The 17,925-nt window shown below is 72.1% G+C and carries 12 protein-coding genes; 8 read left to right on the forward strand and 4 right to left on the reverse strand.

What is annotated here, in order from left to right; translation table 11 throughout:
• Positions 1–91 precede the first annotated feature (91 nt).
• Positions 92–505 (reverse strand): DUF4307 domain-containing protein, encoded by a 414-nt coding sequence (locus ABT403_RS08270; protein ID WP_344164067.1) that lies wholly within the window; start codon positions 503–505, stop codon positions 92–94.
• A gap of 106 nt (positions 506–611) precedes the next feature.
• Here ABT403_RS08270 and mca point away from each other — a divergent pair, with 106 nt between their 5' ends.
• Both mca and ABT403_RS08280 read left to right on the forward strand, forming a co-directional pair.
• Positions 612–1,493, forward strand: a complete 882-nt coding sequence (mca, locus tag ABT403_RS08275) for a mycothiol conjugate amidase Mca (protein WP_344164070.1) — start codon at positions 612–614, stop codon at positions 1,491–1,493.
• A 2-nt stretch (positions 1,494–1,495) separates the two neighbouring features.
• Positions 1,496–1,729 (forward strand): hypothetical protein, encoded by a 234-nt coding sequence (locus ABT403_RS08280; protein WP_344164073.1) that lies wholly within the window; start codon positions 1,496–1,498, stop codon positions 1,727–1,729.
• A 67-nt stretch (positions 1,730–1,796) separates the two neighbouring features.
• Here ABT403_RS08280 and ABT403_RS08285 read toward each other — a convergent pair whose 3' ends face one another.
• Both ABT403_RS08285 and ABT403_RS08290 read right to left on the reverse strand, forming a co-directional pair.
• Positions 1,797–5,033, reverse strand: a complete 3,237-nt coding sequence (locus ABT403_RS08285; RefSeq protein WP_344164076.1) for a tetratricopeptide repeat protein — start codon at positions 5,031–5,033, stop codon at positions 1,797–1,799.
• Between the two features lie 192 nt (positions 5,034–5,225).
• The gene (locus ABT403_RS08290) at positions 5,226–5,792 is read right to left on the reverse strand and encodes a Uma2 family endonuclease (RefSeq protein ID WP_344164079.1); all 567 of its coding nucleotides are present in this window, start codon (positions 5,790–5,792) and stop codon (positions 5,226–5,228) included.
• A gap of 158 nt (positions 5,793–5,950) precedes the next feature.
• Between ABT403_RS08290 and ABT403_RS08295 the strand changes: the two genes are divergently transcribed.
• The 5 genes from ABT403_RS08295 (at position 5,951) to ABT403_RS08315 (ending at position 15,044) form a co-directional block, all read left to right on the forward strand.
• Positions 5,951–8,002 (forward strand): thioredoxin domain-containing protein, encoded by a 2,052-nt coding sequence (locus tag ABT403_RS08295; RefSeq protein ID WP_344164082.1) that lies wholly within the window; start codon positions 5,951–5,953, stop codon positions 8,000–8,002.
• 256 nt (positions 8,003–8,258) lie between these two features.
• Positions 8,259–9,575: a glycosyltransferase gene (locus tag ABT403_RS08300; protein WP_344164085.1), complete on the forward strand. Its 1,317-nt coding sequence runs from the start codon at positions 8,259–8,261 to the stop codon at positions 9,573–9,575.
• A gap of 194 nt (positions 9,576–9,769) precedes the next feature.
• Positions 9,770–11,353: an ArnT family glycosyltransferase gene (locus tag ABT403_RS08305; protein ID WP_425580273.1), complete on the forward strand. Its 1,584-nt coding sequence runs from the start codon at positions 9,770–9,772 to the stop codon at positions 11,351–11,353.
• Between the two features lie 6 nt (positions 11,354–11,359).
• Positions 11,360–12,598, forward strand: a complete 1,239-nt coding sequence (locus ABT403_RS08310; RefSeq protein ID WP_344164088.1) for a glycosyltransferase — start codon at positions 11,360–11,362, stop codon at positions 12,596–12,598.
• A 22-nt stretch (positions 12,599–12,620) separates the two neighbouring features.
• A complete protein-coding gene (locus tag ABT403_RS08315) occupies positions 12,621–15,044 on the forward strand; it encodes a galactose oxidase early set domain-containing protein (protein ID WP_344164090.1) in 2,424 nt (807 codons plus the stop codon).
• Between the two features lie 124 nt (positions 15,045–15,168).
• Here ABT403_RS08315 and trhA read toward each other — a convergent pair whose 3' ends face one another.
• On the reverse strand, positions 15,169–15,864 hold the full coding sequence (trhA, locus tag ABT403_RS08320; protein WP_425580247.1) for a PAQR family membrane homeostasis protein TrhA: 696 nt from the start codon (positions 15,862–15,864) through the stop codon (positions 15,169–15,171).
• 211 nt (positions 15,865–16,075) lie between these two features.
• Here trhA and ABT403_RS08325 point away from each other — a divergent pair, with 211 nt between their 5' ends.
• Entirely contained in the window at positions 16,076–17,911 is a 1,836-nt protein-coding gene (locus ABT403_RS08325; RefSeq protein WP_344164096.1) for a phosphoenolpyruvate carboxykinase (GTP), read from the forward strand.
• The last annotated feature ends 14 nt before the right edge of the window (positions 17,912–17,925 follow it).

Below are 17,925 nucleotides of genomic sequence, written 5' to 3' on the forward strand. Positions count from 1 at the left end.
ACCACGAGCCTAACAATTCGGGAAGAAAAGGGGGAGGACACGATGTGTATGAAGTGTGTCATTGCACCCTGCTGACCGCAGGGGAGCGGGCTCAGCGGGCGGTGCCCGCCGCCTGGCAGCCGACCAGCTCGACCATCGTGGCGCGCGCCGTGGTCCTCAGGGTGACCATCTCGTCGACGCGCTTCTCCTGCTGCGGGAAGGTGAAGTCCGCGCGGCCGACCTCGCCGTGGTCCTTGTCCTGGGAGTCGAGGGTGCAGACACCCGTGACGGAGGCGTCCTTGCGGACCTCCAGGTGCACCTTCACCTCGGTGTCCGAGACGATCTGGAACTTGATCACCTCGGCGCTGACGCTCTGCCCGCCCACGTAGTCCCAGCCGATCCAGCCGACGACGGCCAGCAGCCCGACTCCGAGCACCGACCCCACGACCTTGAGCTTCCGGTCCGCACGCTCGTCCGCCGACCGGCCGTAACGGCCTTCCGGGAGCCCTTCGCGCACCGCGCTCATGATCGATTCCTCTCGCTGGGGAGGGTGAGGCACCCAGGAATTTTCCGTCCCCCGATTCGGTCAATATAGAGGTTGACCGTCGCGCCGAATCACAGAGGATCCTGTCTTGACCGAGCAGCTTCGACTGATGGCCGTGCACGCCCACCCCGACGACGAGTCGAGCAAGGGCGCGGCCACGATGGCCAAGTACGTTTCCGAGGGTGTGCCCGTCCTGGTGGTGACCTGCACCGGCGGTGAGCGCGGCTCCGTACTGAACCCCAAGCTCCAGGGCGACAAGTACATCGAGGAGAACATCCACGAGGTGCGCGCCAAGGAGATGGACGAGGCCCGCGAGATCCTCGGCATCGAGCAGGAGTGGCTCGGCTACGTGGACTCCGGCCTGCCGGAGGGCGACCCGCTGCCGCCGCTGCCCGAGGGCTGCTTCGCCCTCGCGGACGTGGAGGAGGCCGCCGGCGAGCTGGTGAAGAAGATCCGCGCGTTCAAGCCGCAGGTCATCACCACCTACGACGAGAACGGCGGCTACCCGCACCCCGACCACATCATGACCCACAAGATCACGATGGTGGCCTTCGACGGCGCGGCCGACACCGACAAGTTCCCCGAGGCCGAGTACGGCGCCCCGTACCAGCCGCAGAAGCTCTACTACAACCAGGGCTTCAACAAGCCGCGCACCATCGCGCTGCACGAGGCGCTCCTCGCGCGCGGCCTGGAGTCCCCCTACGGCGAGTGGCTGGAGCGGTGGAAGGAGTTCGAGCGCAAGGAGCGGACCCTGACCACCCACGTGCCCTGCTCGGACTTCTTCGAGATCCGCGACAAGGCCCTCATCGCGCACGCCACGCAGATCGACCCGGACGGCGGCTGGTTCCGCGTCCCCATGGAGATCCAGAAGGAGGTCTGGCCGACGGAGGAGTACGAGCTGGCGAAGTCGCTCGTCGACACTTCCCTCCCCGAGTCCGACCTCTTCGCGGGCATCCGGGAGAATGCGTAGCTATGAGCGCTATGCAGGCAGCAGTCGTCCAGCTCGTTCCGCTGGCCGCCGACACCTTCGACAAGAACAAGGTGACCCCGGGCCTCCTCGGGTTCGTCGTGTTCGCGGCCCTCGCCCTCGGCGTGTGGGGCCTGATGAAGTCGATGAGCAAGCACATGGGCCGGGTGAACTTCGAGGAGGCCCCGGAGCCGGCCGCCGCGACGGCCGCACCGGCGGCCGACGGCCCCAAGGCCTGACCCCACCCCACGCACGAGCGCCCGCCCCACCGCAGCCCGGCGGGGCGGGGCGCCCCCGTGCGCGCCCTCACGCCGACGGCGCCGGCAGGGACACCCCCATCACCTCCCGGGCGCGCAGGTCCGGTACCAGACCCAGACGCCAGGCCTGCCAGCCCTCCGCCGGGTCCACCCCCCGCCCCAGCACCACCCCGTACGCCTCCACGCACTCCTCCAGCCGGTCGCCCCGCAGCCCGTGCGCACCCCGCACCAGCCGGTCCAGCTCCTCCCGGGCCTCCGCCGCACCCGACGCCGGCGACGCGTACGGCAGCAGCGTGCACCGCAGGAAGCGCGCCCAGTCCTCCCCGCGCCGGTCCCCGTACGAGGCGAACAGCCGCACCGCCTCCTCGCACAGCGCCACCGCCTGCTCCGGCCGCCCGTTCCCCGCGTCCACCACGGCCAGCTCCAGGCAGGTCCAGCCCTCCCCGTGCGCCAGCCCGATCCGCCGGAAATCGGCCCGCGCGTCCACCAGCAGCTGCCGGGCGAACCCGGAATTGCGCAGGTTCCCCGTCTGCGCCGCCCGCAGATCACGCGCCACCCGCCCCGAGTGGTAGCGGGCGTGCGCCAGCCCGTACACGTCCCGCATCCGCGAGAACATCGTCCGCGCCCGCTCCAGCTCCCGCACCGCCCGGTCCAGCCCCCCGTCCTCCTCCAGCGCCAGCCCCAGGTAGTACAGCGTCCACGCCTCGCCCCGCGCGTCCTCCGCCAGCCGGTGCCGGGCCAGCGCGTCCCGCAGCCGCTCCAGCGCCGTCCCCGCGTCCCCCGCGACCACCCGGGCCCGGCCCAGCTGCGTCAGCGCCCACGCCTCACCGCGATCGTCACGCGTCCGCCCGTACAGGCCGAGCGCCAGCAGCAGCTCCTCCTCCGCCCGGGACACGTCACCCACCCGCACGTACACCTGCCCCAGCTGGAAGTGCGCCCACGCCTCCCCGTGCACGCTCTCGCTCTCCCGGTGCAGCGCCAGCGACCGCTCCAGCAGCGCCACCGCCTCCCCCAGGTGCCCCCGGTCCCGCTCCACCGCGCCCAGCGCGTGCAGCGACCACGCCCGGTCGCCCGCCAGCTCCTGCGCCTCCTGAAGCGCCAGCGCCTCCCGGATCCGCGCCGCCGCCTCGGGCAGGTTGCCCTGGTGGTGCAGCGTGATGCCCAGCGACAGCAGCGCCATCGCCGCCCCGGCCTCCTGCCGGGCCTCCTTGTACTGGTCCACCAGCGAGGTCAGCGTCGTACGCGACTTGTCCAGCTCGCCGAGCTGCCGCGCCGCGATACCCGTACGCCACTGCACCGAGCGGTTCAGCCGCCCCTGGTCCACCGCCCGCGTCAGCTCGGTGATCTCACCCAGCCGGTACAGGTCCCCGCGCAGCAGGCAGAAGTCACACAGCGCCCCCAACAGGTCCAGCACCGCCTGCTGGTCCACCCCCTCCGAATGCCGCAGCGCCGCCGTGATGAAGCTCGACTCCTCGTCCAGCCAGCGCAGCGCCGCGTCCAGCGAGGCGAAGCCGTGCCCACCGAAATGATCCGCCCGCGTCGACATCTTCCCGTCGACCATCCGGATCACCGAGTCCGCCAGCCGCGCGTAGTCCCGCACCAGCCGCTCGTGCGCGGCCGCCGCCTCCGCCCGGTCCTCGTCCGCCGCCAGCCGCGCCGCCGCGTACGCCCGCACCGCGTCGTGCATCCGGTACCGCTCCCCGCGGACGAGGTCCAGCAGGCCCGCCCGCGCCAGCTCGCCCAGCAGCCGCCCGGCCTCCACCCGCTCGGCGTCCACCAGCGCCGCGGCCGCCGCCGCGCCCAGCGAGGCCCGCCCCGCCAGGGTGAGCCGCCGCAGCAGCCGGCGCCGCTCCTCCGGCAGACGCACATAAGCCAGCTCCAGGGCCTGCTCCAGCGCCCCGTCCCCGTCCCCGCCCCCGTCCGAGGCCCGCGCCGCCCCCAGCGGAGCCAGCACGCGCAGCGCCAGCGGCAGCCCCGCCGCCAGCTCCAGCAGCCCCGCCTCCGCCGCCGGCCCCGGTACGGGCTCACCCGCCGCCCGCGCCCCGGCCCGCAGCACCTCGGCCGCCTCCGGCTCCGCCAGCCGCACCACCGGCAGGTGGTGCACCCAGGCCCCCAGATCCGCCGGCAGCTCCAGCGGCTCCCGGGCCGTGACCAGCACCAGGCTCTCGGAGCGCTCCGGCACCAGCGCCCGCACCTGCTCCGGGTCCACCGCGTCGTCCAGCACCACCGTCACCGGCAGCCCCTGGAGGTGCTGGTGGTACAGCTCCCCGAGGCGGCGCACCTGCTGCTCGGCCGGAGCCCCCTCCCGGAACAGCAGCTGCTCGCGCGGCGCGCCCAGCCGGTTCAGCAGGTGCAGCAGCGCCTCCCGCGTCGACAGCGGCGCCTCCCCGGCGGCCGGGGCCCCGCCCCGCAGGTCCACCACGCACGCCCCGCGGAACTGATCCCGCAGCCCGTGCGCCGCCCGCAGCGCCAGCGCCGTACGGCCCACCCCCGGCTCACCGTGCAGGACCACCACCACCGGACGCGTCTCCGTACTGGCCCGCGCCGTCCGCACCCACTGCGCGATCCGCGCCAGCTCCGCCCGCCGGCCGGTGAACAGGGCGTCGGCGTCCGGGAGCTGACCGAACGACTGCTCCAGCGCGCTGCGCCGCCGGGCCTCGGCGCTCCGGTCCGCCCCGCGCAGCTGCGGCGGCACCGCCGGCTGACCCTCCCCGCGCACGGGCACCCGTACGGGGGCGGGCGCGGGCGCGGCGGTCACGGTGGCGGCCGCCACCGTCCGCTCCTGCTCCAGGAAGGGCCGGATCCCGCGCACCTCCAGCGCCGTCAGCCACTTCAGCCTCAGCTGCTCCGGCCCGCCGGGGCGTCCCGCCGCCCCGGCCCGCCGGTTCGCGGCCGGAACGTGCACGGCCGCCACCCGGGCCACCGTCGTCGCGGCTCCGGCCGCCCCGACCACGATGCCCGCGCTGAGCGCCGTACCGGCGTCGACGCCGAAGGCCATGTCCGCCCCGGCGGCGGCCGCGGCGGCGACGGCCGTCACCAGCAGGGCCGTCCCGCTGCTGGCCCGCCGGAAGGCCTCCCCGAGGGACTGCGCCCCGGCGGCGGCCTCGTCGAGCGCGGCCACGTAGGCGGCGTACTCCTCGCCCGCCACCCCGGCCAGCCCGTCGAGCGCCTCCCGCCCCCGCGCGAGCAGCACGTCGGCGTCCACCCCGCCCCCCGCCCGCCGCACCTCCTCCCCGACGGCCCGGACCAGCACCCGCTCGGCCTCGACACGATGGCTGTCCCGCATCGGCATCCTCCCCGGAGAGCTCCGCAAACGTCCGCCAAGTGTCCTGCGGGACGCTCCGCCGCGCGAGTCAATCTGAGCTAGATCAGAGGGAGTTGAACCAGGAACGGCCATCGGCGTGCATATATGTACGCCCACGGCCCCAGGCGGCGGGCGCAGACCTCAGGCTCATGGCCGTCCGCGCGAGGCCGGCCGTCAGATGGTTCCGAGATCCACGGTGAAGGGGAAGGGCGCGGCGGCCTTGATCACGCCGGTGAACATCTCGCCGTCCCGGTAGGCCTTGGTGGCGGGGTCGAGAACATAGGTGTAGACGATCGGAACACCGGTGGCGGCTTGTTCGACCCGCCAGTAGAAGGGGATACCGGCCTTGGCGTACTGGTCCACCTTCACGATCCGGTCCGTGGTCTCCGAACCGGGCGAGACGACCTCGACGACCAGGAGTACGTGTTCCGGGCGGGTGGGCGTGAGGTCGATGGTCTCCGCCCGGTAGACGACGACGTCCGGACGCCGGTTGGTGAGCGGAACGTCCTGTAGGCGGACGTCGAAGTCCGTGTCGGCGTTCCAGTCCGCTCCCGCGGCGGCGTCGAGAGCGTTGGCCAGGATTCGGGCCAGCCGGTTGTGGCGCTTGGAGGCGCTCGGACTCACGACCACCATCCCGTCCACGACCTCGATTCCGGCGCACTGCTCCTCGGTCCAGGAGTCGTACTGCTCCGCGCTGATCTGGGTGTGCATCCAGGCGGGCGCCACCATCTCGGCGGTCATGGTGTGCCTCCTTAGAGGAGCTGCCGCGGGGCCGGCACTGCTGGCCCCAGCCTACTGTTCTGCGGGCCCGCGGGCTGCCGCCGGAAGGGCGGGTACCCCGGTGAGACGGGGCCCGTGCGGTTCCGCGCCGGGGACGGGCCCTGTGAGAGGCTGGGGCCATGAACCGGCTGGCTGGTGTGACCTCGCCTTATCTGCTTCAGCATGCTGACAATCCGGTCGACTGGTGGCCCTGGCAGCCGGAGGCCTTCGAGGAGGCGCGGCGGCGCAACGTCCCCGTCCTGCTCAGCGTCGGGTACTCCAGTTGCCACTGGTGCCATGTCATGGCGCACGAATCGTTCGAGGACGAGCTGGCCGCCGCCTACATGAACGAGCACTTCGTCTGCATCAAGGTCGACCGCGAGGAGCGGCCCGACATCGACGCCGTGTACATGGAGGCCGTGCAGGCGGCGACCGGGCAGGGGGGGTGGCCCATGACCGTGTTCCTCACCCCCGACGCCGAGCCCTTCTACTTCGGGACCTACTTCCCGCCCGAGCCCCGGCACGGCATGCCCTCCTTCATGCAGGTGCTCGAAGGGGTGCGGGGGGCCTGGGTGGGGCGGCCCGAGGAGGTGGCCGAGGTCGCGCGGCGGATCGTGCGGGACCTCGCCGGGCGGCAGCTGGACTACGGCAAGGCCGGACTGCCCGGCCCCGAGGAGCTGGGGCGGGCGCTGCTCGGGCTGACGCGCGAGTACGACGCCGTGCGGGGCGGGTTCGGCGGCGCGCCGAAGTTCCCGCCGTCCATGGTGCTGGAGTTCCTGCTGCGCCACCACGCCCGGACCGGGTCCGAGGGGGCCCTGCAGATGGCCGCCGACACCTGTGAGGCCATGGCCCGGGGCGGGATCTACGACCAGCTCGGCGGCGGGTTCGCGCGGTACTCCGTGGACCGGGAGTGGGTCGTGCCGCACTTCGAGAAGATGCTGTACGACAACGCGCTGCTGTGCCGGGTGTACGCGCATCTGTGGCGGGCCACCGGATCCGACCTCGCCCGGCGGGTCGCGCTGGAGACCGCCGACTTCATGGTGCGGGAACTGCGCACCACCGAGGGCGGGTTCGCCTCCGCGCTCGACGCCGACAGCGAGGAGCAGGCGACCGGGCGGCACGTCGAGGGGGCCTACTACGCCTGGACGCCGGGCCAGTTGGAGGACGTACTCGGGGAGGCGGACGCGGAGCTCGCCGCCGCGTACTTCGGGGTCACCGACGAGGGGACCTTCGAGCACGGCAAGTCGGTGCTGCAACTTCCGCAGGACGGCCCGGTGGTGGAGGCCGAGCGGATCGCCTCGATCAAGGCGCGGCTGCTCGAAGCGCGCGGCGCGCGGCCCGCGCCCGGACGGGACGACAAGGTCGTCGCCGCCTGGAACGGGCTGGCCATCGCCGCCCTCGCCGAGTGCGGGGCCTTCTTCGAGCGGCCGGACCTCGTCGAGCGGGCGATCGAGGCCGCCGACCTGCTGGTGCGGGTCCACATGGACGGGATGGCCCGGCTGGCGCGGACCAGCAAGGACGGGCGGGCCGGGGCGAACGCCGGGGTGCTGGAGGACTACGGGGACGTGGCCGAGGGCTTCCTGACCCTGGCCTCCGTCACCGGGGAGGGGGTGTGGCTGGAGTTCGCCGGGTTCCTCGTCGATCTCGTCATGGCCCGGTTCACCGCCGAGGACGGCTCGCTCTACGACACCGCGCACGACGCCGAGCAGCTGATCCGCCGCCCCCAGGACCCCACCGACACCGCCGCCCCCTCCGGCTGGACGGCCGCCGCCGGCGCGCTGCTCTCGTACGCCGCGCACACCGGCTCGCGACCCCACCGTGAAGCGGCCGAGCGGGCGCTGGCGGTGGTCCACGCGCTCGGGCCGCGTGCCCCGCGCTTCATCGGGCACGGCCTGGCGGTGGCGGAGGCGCTCGTCGACGGTCCGCGCGAGGTGGCCGTCGTCGGGCACCCGGAGGATCCGGCGACGCAGGCCCTGCACCGCACGGCGTTGCTGGGGACGGCTCCCGGGGCGGTGGTGGCGGTCGGGCTGCCGCGCGCGGCGGACGGGAGTGGAGGGGAGTTCCCCCTGCTGGCCGAGCGCACATTGGTGCGCGACCTTCCGACGGCGTACGTGTGCCGGCACTTCGTCTGCGCGCGGCCTACGACGGAACCGGTCGAGCTGGCGGACCAGTTGGGGGTGGTTCGTCCCTGAAGGGGCGGGAGTAGCGTCAATTCCGGTTGCGGTACATCAACTCGGAAATGTGGTTTTTAACTGGGCGGCGCCTCAGCTTCACATGTGCTGCCTAGTCTCGTGTCTTCGGGAGTCACCGAGGGGAGTCACCGAGACGCGCACTGGGGGGTGTGCACGAGGGGGAACGCGGAGGCGGCGGGCCGGGGGGCCCGCGTCACGCCTCCGGGGGGTTTGCCGGTCGCCGCCTGGGGTTGCGGCATGTCTGTGGGGGGACGGTTTGTTCACCTCTGTCGTTATATCCGCCATTTCTCTAGCACTGTTCTGGATGGCCGCCTTCACCCTGTGGTGGCAGATGCACGCCTGGCGCACGCCCGAGACGCTGGCCTCGACCCGTTTCGACCGCCCCGACGGCGGTGACCGGCTGGCCTTCTCGCTGCTGCTGCCCGCGCGTCACGAGCAGGCCGTACTGGAACACACCATCGACCGGCTCCTGGAGTCCGGCCACACCGACTACGAGATCATCGTGATCGTCGGCCACGACGACCCCGACACCGCCGCCGTCGCCGACCGCGCCGCCGCCAGGGCGCCCGAGCGGGTCCGGGTCGTGGTCGACCACAACGAGACGAAGAACAAGCCGAAGGCCCTCAACACCGCCCTGCCGCACTGCCGGGGCGACATCGTCGGGGTCTTCGACGCCGAGGACCAGGTCCACCCCCAGCTGCTGTCCCACGTCGACCACGCCTTCCGCGCCACCGGCGCCGACGTGGTCCAGGGCGGGGTCCAGCTGATCAACTTCCACTCCAGCTGGTACAGCCTGCGCAACTGCCTGGAGTACTTCTTCTGGTTCCGCTCCCGCCTCCACCTGCACGCCGAGAAGGGGTTCATCCCGCTCGGCGGGAACACCGTCTTCGTCCGCACCGAGGTGCTGCGCGAGGCCGGCGGCTGGGACCAGAACTGCCTCGCCGAGGACTGTGACCTGGGCGTACGGCTCTCCTCGGTCGGCAAGAAGGTGGTCGTCGCCTACGACTCCGACATGGTCACCCGCGAGGAGACCCCGGGCTCGCTGATCAGCCTGCTCAAGCAGCGCACCCGCTGGAACCAGGGCTTCCTCCAGGTCTACCGGAAGAAGGACTGGCAGCAGCTGCCCGGCCGCGGGCAGCGGTGGCTGGCCCGCTACACGCTGATGACCCCCTTCATGCAGGCGGCTTCCGGGGTGATCATCCCGGTCAACTTCGCCGTGGCGGTCTTCCTCGACGTGCCCGTCGGGGTCGCGATCATCACCTTCCTGCCCATGATCACGGCGATGGTGACGTTCGTCTTCGAGATCGTCGGCCTGCACGACTTCGGCCGCCAGTACGGACTGCGCGTGCGCTTCGTGCACTACCTCAAGCTCATCGCCGGCGGGCCCTTCTACCAGGTGATGCTGGCGGGCGCCGCGATCCGGGCGGTCTGGCGCGAGCAGCGCGGACGCAACGAGTGGGAGCTGACCAGCCACACCGGCGCCCACCTGGAGACCGCCGCAGCCCCGGCCGAGACCGCCGCCGCCCCGGCCGAGCACTCCGCCGCCCCGATCCGAGAGGACGCCCACCGGTGACCGCCACCGTGCGTACGGCCACTGATCCCCAGCCGGCGGACGACACCGCCACCGCCACCGCCCAGCTCCTGCCCGTACGCGACCTGCCCGGCTCCCGGCGCCCCGAGGACGGCGCCCCCGAGGACGGCGCCCCCGAGGACGGCGCCCCCGGCGGCGGCACCGGAAGCACCGGCGGCGGCACCGGCGGCGGGGGCCTGGGCGTCCGGCCGCCCGCCCCGGTCCGCCCGCTGGTCCGCTTCCGTTCCTCGCGCCCCGACCTGATCCTGTGCGGGGCCCTGCTGCTGGTGATCGTCCTCGTCCAGGGCTGGAACCTCACGAACTTCCCGGCCCTGAGCGACGACGAGGGCACCTACCTCGCCCAGGCGTGGGCCGTCCAGCAGGGGGACGGCCTCGCGCACTACACCTACTGGTACGACCACCCGCCGCTCGGCTGGATCCAGATCGCCGCCCTGACCTGGCTGCCGTCGCTGTTCGTGCCCGACTGGATGACGGTCGCGCCGATGCGCTTCTCGATGCTCGCCGTCTCCGCCGCCGGGTCCGTACTGATCTACGTGCTGGCCCGCCGCCTGTGGCTGCCGCGCTGGGCGGCCGGGCTCGCGATGGGCCTGTTCGGGCTGTCCCCGCTGTCCGTGGTGCTCCAGCGGGAGATCTTCCTCGACAACCTCGCCGTGGTGTGGATGCTGCTGGCCTTCTGCCTGGCCGCGTCCCCCAGCCGGCACCTGTGGCACCACTTCGGCTCGGGGCTGGCGGCCGCCACCGCCGTCCTGACCAAGGAGACGATGCTGGTGGTGCTCCCGGCGCTGCTGGTGACGATGTGGCGCCACAGCCACCGCGACACCCGCAAGTTCGCCGTCACCGGAGCCATCACCGCCTGCGCCCTGATCGGCCTCTCGTACCCGCTGTACGCCCTCCTCAACAACGAGCTGCTGCCCGGAGCGGGGCACGTCTCCCTCATCGACGGCATCACCTACCAGATGAGCCGCCCCGGTTCCGGCTTCATCCTCGACCCCGGCTCCGGCTCCAACGGGGTCTTCGAGTCCTGGCTCTACTACGACACCGTGCTCCCGCTCGGCGGGCTGGCCGGCGCCGTCCTGCTGCTGGCCACCCACCGGTGGTCGGTCACCGCCCGGGCGCTCGCGGGCCCGGCGCTGGCCGCCGTCATCCTCGCGGCGGTCGCCATGCGGCCCTCCGGTTACCTCCCGGCGATGTACGTGATCCAGGCGCTGCCCTTCCTCGCCCTGGTCCTCGCCGCCGCCGCGGCCAGCGTCACCCACGCCGTGCTGCGCCGGCGCCGCACCGCCGGCGAGCGGCGGGCCCTGCTGTACGCGCGCCGGGCACTGCTCGGCGTCCTCGCCCTCGCGGCGGCCGCGTACGTCCTGCCGCGCTGGTACGAGGGCGACCGCACCGCCCTCACCGCTGACGCCAACGCCCCCTACCGGCAGGCCGCCGCCTGGCTGGGCCGCGAGGTGCCCGACCCGGCGCACACCCGTGTCCTCGTCGACGACGCGCTCTGGCTCGACGCCGTTCACTCGGGTTTTGCACCCGGACCGGGCGCGATCTGGTTCTACAAGGCGGACCTCGACCCGGCCGTCACCAAGACCCTGCCCCGCGGCTGGCGGGACATCGACTACGTGGTCTCCTCGCCCACCGTGCGTCGCGACGCGGTGGACCTGCCCACCGTGAAGGCTGCTCTGGAGCATTCGACCGCGGTCGCCGTCTTCGGTACGGGCGAGGACCGTATCGAGATCCGCCGCACCGACCGCGAGAGTGGGAGCTGAACCACCATGAGCGAGGACCTGTGGCCCCCGCACGCCCTGGACCATCCGGAAGTCGGCACTCCGCCGGTCTCCTCCGGGACCGGCGGCGTCACCCTGATCATCCCGACCTTCAACGAGTCCGCCAACGTGGCCGAGCTGCTCCGCCAGCTCCGTGACGCCCTGCCGGCAGGGCCGCCGTACGAGGTGCTCTTCGTCGACGACTCCACCGACGACACCCCGGCCGTCATCGAGAAGGCCGCCGCCGACTGCCCCTTCCCGGTCGCCGTCCTGCACCGCGACACCCCCTCGGGGGGCCTCGGCGGAGCCGTCGTCGAGGGCATCGCGCGGGCCGGCTCCGAGTGGATCGTCGTCATGGACGCCGACCTCCAGCACCCGCCGCACCTGGTCCCCGAGCTGGTCGGCGAGGGGGAGCGCACCGGCGCCGACCTCGTCGTCGCCTCCCGCTACCTGCCCGGCGGCAGCCGGGCCGGACTCGCCGGCGGCTACCGCGTCGCCGTCTCGCGCGGCGCGACCTGGCTGGCGAAGGGGCTCTTCCCGCGCGCCCTGCGCGGGATCAGCGATCCGATGAGCGGCTTCTTCGCCGTGCGCCGCTCCGCCGTCGCCGGCGCCGTCGCCGGCGAGGCCCTCAAACCGCTCGGCTACAAGATCCTGCTGGAGCTGGCCGTCCGCCTCCGGCTACCGCTGGGAGGTGCCCCCGGCCGGTCGCGCACGACGGCCGAGGTGCCCTTCGTCTTCCAGGACCGGTTCGCGGGCGAGTCCAAGTCCACCGCCCGCGAAGGACTGCGCTTCCTGACCCACCTGGCCGCCCTCCGCTCGGCGAGCCCGCTCGCCCGGATGATCGGCTTCGGTCTGATCGGGCTCTCCGGCTTCGTCCCCAACCTCCTCGCGCTGTGGCTGCTCACCCACGCCGGGATGCAGTACCTCGTCGCCGAGGTCGTCGCCAACCAGGCGGGGGTGCTGTGGAACTTCCTCCTCATCGAGAACCTCCTCTTCCGCGACCGCCGCCGCCACCGCCACTGGGCGGACCGCGTCGGGCGCTTCGCCCTCCTCGCCAACGCCGACCTGCTGCTGCGCATCCCGCTGATCGCGCTGTTCGTCGACCGGTTCGGCCTCGGCGTCCTGCCCGCGACGGCCCTGGCGCTGGTCACCACCTTCGTGCTGCGCTTCGCCGCCACCGAGACCCTCGTCTACCTGCCGCGCGGGCCACGCGCGGCGGCCCGCAACCGCGTCATGCCCAGGAGTTGAGCCGCACCGAAAGGACCACCGCATGCCAAGGACGATCCGACGGAGGGCAGGGCGCAGGGCCGCGCTGGCCGCCGTCGGGGCGATGACCGCAGGCCTGCTGCTCACCGCCCCCCAGCAGGCCACGGCCGGAGCGCCCAACCTGCTCACCAACCCCGGTTTCGAAACCGCCGGCGCGCCCGGCTCCGACATGCCGTCCTGCTGGGAGAAATCGGGCTGGGGCGACAACGACTTCACCTTCGCCACCGTCGCCGACGTCCACAGCGGCACCAAGGCCGTGCAGGTCTCGCTCACCCGCCGCGTCAGCGGCGACCGCAAGGCCCTGGTCACGGAGAACGCCACCTGCGCGCCCACCGTCGTGCCGGGCAAGCAGTACGACTTGTCGGCCTGGTACAAGTCGAACACCCCGGACGTGGCGGTGACCGTCTTCCGCCACGACACCGCCGCCGGCTGGCAGTACTGGACCGACCTGCAGAACCCGCCGGTCAGCGCCGCCTGGTCGCGCACCCAGGTGCGTACGCCGGCCGTCCCGCCGAACACCGACAAGATCACCTGGGGGCTGTCCGTCTACGGGGTGGGCACCCTCACCACCGACGACTACGCGCTGGAGGAGGTGGGCGCCGTCCCGCCCCAGCCGGCCTGTACGGGGACGGCCGAGGAGTGCGCCAAGGGCAAGTGGGAGGTGATGGGCACCCAGAACCCGGTGCGCTCCATGCACGCGGTGGTGCTGAAGAACGGCAAGGTGCTGCTGATCGCCGGTTCCGGCAACGACATCTCCCAGTTCAACGCCGGGACCTTCACCTCCGCCGTCTACGACCCGGTCGCCGGGAGCGTGAAGACCATCCCGACCCCGGTGGACATGTTCTGCTCCGGGCACGTGCAGCTGGCCGACGGCCGGGTGCTGGTGATGAGCGGCAACAAGGGCTACCCGTCCGCCGACGGCAAGATCGGCTACCAGGGGCTGAAGGACTCGTACGTCTTCGACCCGGCGACCGAGACGTACACCAGGACCAACGACCTGAACGGCGGGCACTGGTACCCGTCCGCGACCATCCTCGGCAACGGTGACGTGATCTCCTTCGGCGGGCTGAAGGAGGACTCCACCGGCAACGTCACCGCGGAGAGGTTCTCGGCGGCGCAGAACAAGTGGCTGCCGCTGAACCAGGTCAACCAGACCTGGTCGTACTGGGGCCTGTACCCGTCGATGATCCTCATGCAGGACGGCCGGCTCTTCTACTCCGGCAGCCACACCTTCGGCAACGGCACCGCCGGATCCGGCTCCTCCGTCTACGACTACGCCGCCAACACGATCACCGACGTGCCCGGCCTGCGCAAGAAGGACGAGCGCGACGAGTCGGCGAGCGTCCTGCTGCCCCCGGCCCAGGACCAGCGGGTCCTGACCATCGGCGGCGGCAACAACGAGACCAACCCGGCCGCGAACCGGCTCACCGACCTCATCGACCTGAAGAAGCCGAGCCCCGCCTACACCCCGGGTCCCGACCTGCCCCAGGGGCTCGTCGACACCGGTACGGGCAAGCGCCCGCAGACCGGTGCCGAGGGCAAGATGTACGTCTCCGCCGTGCTGCTGCCCGACGGCAAGGTGCTGGAGACCGGCGGCGGTCTGCACGACCGGGCCGACCCGGTCTTCGAGGCCTCCTTCTTCGATCCCGGGACCAACACCTACCAGCCGGGCCTGGCCGCCGACCCGATCCCGCGCACGTACCACTCGGGGGCCTTCCTGCTGCCCGACGGCCGGGTCATGTCGGTCGGCGACAACCCGGGCAACGGCACGTACAACCACGCGGTGTCGGTCTACACCCCGCCCTACCTGTTCAAGGGGCCGCGCCCGAAGCTCACTTCGGTGATCGACACCGAGTGGGTGTACGGGGACACCCAGCGGATCACCGTCGACCGGCCCATCGCCAAGGCGGAACTGATCCGGCCGGCGGCGGTCACCCACTCCTCCGACCCCAACCAGCGGTTCGTCGACCTGCCGATGAGCGTGGTCAACAACACCACCATCGACCTCAACGTCACCAGCAACCCCAACCTGGCACCGCCCGGCTGGTACATGCTCTTCGGCGTCGACGCGGCCGGCGTCCCCTCGGTCGCCACCTGGGTCCACCTCGGCGGGGCGCCCTCGCTGGCGGCGGCCGCCGCCAGGCAGCAGCCCGCCCCGCACGAGCACACGTTCGCCGATGAACTGGCCGCGCCGAAGGAGAACCCGCGGCAGCGGGCCTCCGTCCCGGTCGCGCCCGCCGTGGCCGGCTGCGACCGGCACTACGGGACGGTCAACGTGTGCGTCCCGACGGCCTTCCCCGCGGAGGTGGCGAACACCACACCGGCCCGCTGCGAGTGGCTGGCCGCGCACCGCTTCCCGCGGCGGATGAAGGTCAACGGCAGTGACCCGCTGCGCCTGGACGCGGACGGCGACGGCTACACCTGCTAGCCGCCCGCACGGGAAAGGGCCCCGCCGCGTGCTGCGGCGGGGCCCCTCCATGAGCGGCGTCCGGAATGCGCCCTCCGGGCCGCCGTGCGATAACGGCAGGATGAAGCGGTACCCGGGGCAGTCCTCAGTGCGAGTACGCGGCCAGCGAGATGCCGACGTAGTGGGCCACGAAGGCCGCCAGCGTCAGGGAGTGGAAGACCTCGTGGAAGCCGAAGAAGCGGGGGGAGGGGTTCGGGCGCTTGATCCCGTAGATGACCCCGCCGGCGCTGTAGAGGAGACCGCCGACGATCACCAGCACCAGGACCGCGATGCCGCCGGTGCGCATGAAGTCCGGCAGGAAGAAGACGGCGGCCCAGCCCATCGCTATGTAGCAGGGGGTGTAGAGCCAGCGCGGGGCGCCGACCCAGAAGACGCGGAAGGCGATGCCCGCGGCGGCGGCGAGCCACACCGCCCACAGCAGCGTCCGCCCGGTGGAGTCCGGCAGCAGCAGGACGGTGAGCGGGGTGTAGGTGCCCGCGATGATCAGGAAGATGTTCGCGTGGTCGAGCCGGCGCAGGATCGCCTCGCCGCGCGGGCCCCAGGTGCCCCGGTGGTAGACGGCGCTGACGCCGAAGAGCAGGCAGGCGGTGAGGATGTACACCCCGCACGCGACCCGGGCCCGGGTCGAGTCGGTGAAGGCCATCAGCACGAGGCCGGCGACCACCACGGCAGGGAACATTCCGGTGTGCAGCCACCCGCGCATCAGCGGCTTGGCCTCCGGAGCTGCGCGTCCGGCCGGTGCGGTCGCTACGGCAGCGGCGTCAGAAGTCATGGTCTTCATGCTACCTACGGGTGCGTAGGTTTCCGTTAGTCCTCTTTACGGAAGATTGACTGACGTGGCGATGCTCACGTGAGAGGCCCCCTGGACATATGCGCACACGCACCGGATGATCAGATGAGTGCGGTCGACACCGGATGAGCGGAGCGCGAAGCGTCCGGGTCGCGGCCCCCACGGGGCATACACCAAACAAACCCCTCAACAAGGAGCAATCGTGGCGCGCGACAACGCGGCTCCCACCCCTTCCCTCCCGACGACGCACCAGGAGCTGATCTCCTGGGTCGACGAGATCGCGGCGATCACCCAGCCCGACCGCGTCGTCTGGTGCGACGGCACCGAAGCCGAGTACGAGCGCCTGTGCGAGGAGCTCGTCGCCAAGGGCACGTTCAAGAAGCTCGACGAGACCAAGCGCCCGAACTCGTACTACGCCGCCTCCGACCCCTCCGACGTCGCGCGCGTCGAGGACCGGACCTTCATCTGCTCCGAGAAGGAGGAGGACGCGGGCCCGACCAACCACTGGAAGGCCCCTTCCGAGATGAAGGAGCTCTTTGCCGGGCAGGAAGGTATCTTCCGCGGCTCCATGAAGGGCCGCACGATGTACGTCGTGCCCTTCTGCATGGGCCCCCTCGGCTCGGAGCTCTCCGCGATCGGCGTCGAGATCACCGACTCCGCCTACGTCGCGGTCGCCATGCGCACCATGACCCGCATGGGCAAGGCCGTCCTCGACGAGCTCGGCACCGACGGCTTCTTCGTCAAGGCCGTCCACACCCTCGGCGCCCCGCTCGCCGAGGGCGAGGCCGACGTCCCGTGGCCCTGCAACACCACCAAGTACATCTCGCACTTCCCCGAGACCCGCGAGATCTGGTCCTTCGGCTCCGGCTACGGCGGCAACGCCCTGCTCGGCAAGAAGTGCTACGCGCTGCGCATCGCCTCGGTCATGGCCCGCGACGAGGGCTGGCTCGCCGAGCACATGCTGATCCTCAAGCTCACCCCGCCGGCCGGCGAGGGCGAGACCAAGTACGTGGCGGCCGCGTTCCCCTCCGCCTGCGGCAAGACCAACCTCGCCATGCTGGAGCCGACGATCCCCGGCTGGACCGTCGAGACCATCGGCGACGACATCGCCTGGATGCGCTTCGGCGAGGACGGCCGCCTCTACGCGATCAACCCCGAGGCCGGCTTCTTCGGCGTCGCCCCCGGCACCGGCGAGCACACCAACGCCAACGCCATGAAGACGATGTACGCCAACACCGTCTTCACCAACGTCGCGCTCACCCCCGACGGTGGCGACGTCTGGTGGGAGGGCATGACCGAGGAGCCCCCGGCCGAGCTGATCGACTGGCGCGGCAACCCGTGGACCCCGGAGTCCCAGACCCCGGCCGCCCACCCCAACGCCCGCTTCGCCGTCCCGGCGTCGCAGTGCCCGACGATCGCCCCCGAGTGGGAGGACCCCAAGGGCGTCCCGATCTCCGCGATCCTCTTCGGCGGCCGCCGCGCCTCCGCCGTCCCGCTGGTCACCGAGTCCTTCGACTGGAACCACGGCGTCTTCATCGGCTCGAACATCGCCTCCGAGAAGACCGCCGCCGCCGAGGGCAAGGTCGGCGAGCTGCGCCGCGACCCGTTCGCGATGCTGCCGTTCTGCGGCTACAACATGGGCGACTACATGGCCCACTGGGTCAAGGTCGCGGCCGACAAGGACCAGACCAAGCTCCCGAAGATCTACTACGTGAACTGGTTCCGCAAGAACGACGCGGGCAAGTTCGTGTGGCCCGGCTTCGGCGAGAACAGCCGCGTCCTGAAGTGGATCGTCGGCCGCCTCGACGGCAACGCCGAGGGCGTCGAGACCCCGATCGGCGTCCTGCCGACCAAGGCCGCCCTCGACCTGAACGGCCTCGACATCTCCGACGAGGACCTCGACTTCCTGCTCACCGTCGACAAGGACGTGTGGCGCGAGGAGGCCGCCCTGGTCCCCGACCACCTCAACACCTACGGCGACCACACGCCGAAGGAGCTGTGGGAGCAGTACCACGCGCTCGTCGAGCGCCTGGGCTGAGCCCGACGCCTGCC

The sequence above is a fragment of the Streptomyces sp. NPDC000075 genome (genome assembly GCF_040301925.1).
Classification (GTDB): Bacteria; Actinomycetota; Actinomycetes; order Streptomycetales; family Streptomycetaceae; genus Streptomyces; species Streptomyces polychromogenes.

Bases quoted from the DNA above. Each gene is read 5' to 3' on its own strand.
- ABT403_RS08270 (WP_344164067.1), bottom strand. From the start codon at position 505: ATGAGCGCGGTGCGCGAAGGGCTCCCGGAAGGCCGTTACGGCCGGTCG.
- ABT403_RS08280 (WP_344164073.1), top strand. From the start codon at position 1,496: ATGAGCGCTATGCAGGCAGCAGTCGTCCAGCTCGTTCCGCTGGCCGCC.
- ABT403_RS08285 (WP_344164076.1), bottom strand. From the start codon at position 5,033: ATGCGGGACAGCCATCGTGTCGAGGCCGAGCGGGTGCTGGTCCGGGCC.
- ABT403_RS08290 (WP_344164079.1), bottom strand. From the start codon at position 5,792: ATGACCGCCGAGATGGTGGCGCCCGCCTGGATGCACACCCAGATCAGC.
- ABT403_RS08295 (WP_344164082.1), top strand. From the start codon at position 5,951: ATGAACCGGCTGGCTGGTGTGACCTCGCCTTATCTGCTTCAGCATGCT.
- ABT403_RS08310 (WP_344164088.1), top strand. From the start codon at position 11,360: ATGAGCGAGGACCTGTGGCCCCCGCACGCCCTGGACCATCCGGAAGTC.
- ABT403_RS08315 (WP_344164090.1), top strand. From the start codon at position 12,621: ATGCCAAGGACGATCCGACGGAGGGCAGGGCGCAGGGCCGCGCTGGCC.
- trhA (WP_425580247.1), bottom strand. From the start codon at position 15,864: ATGAAGACCATGACTTCTGACGCCGCTGCCGTAGCGACCGCACCGGCC.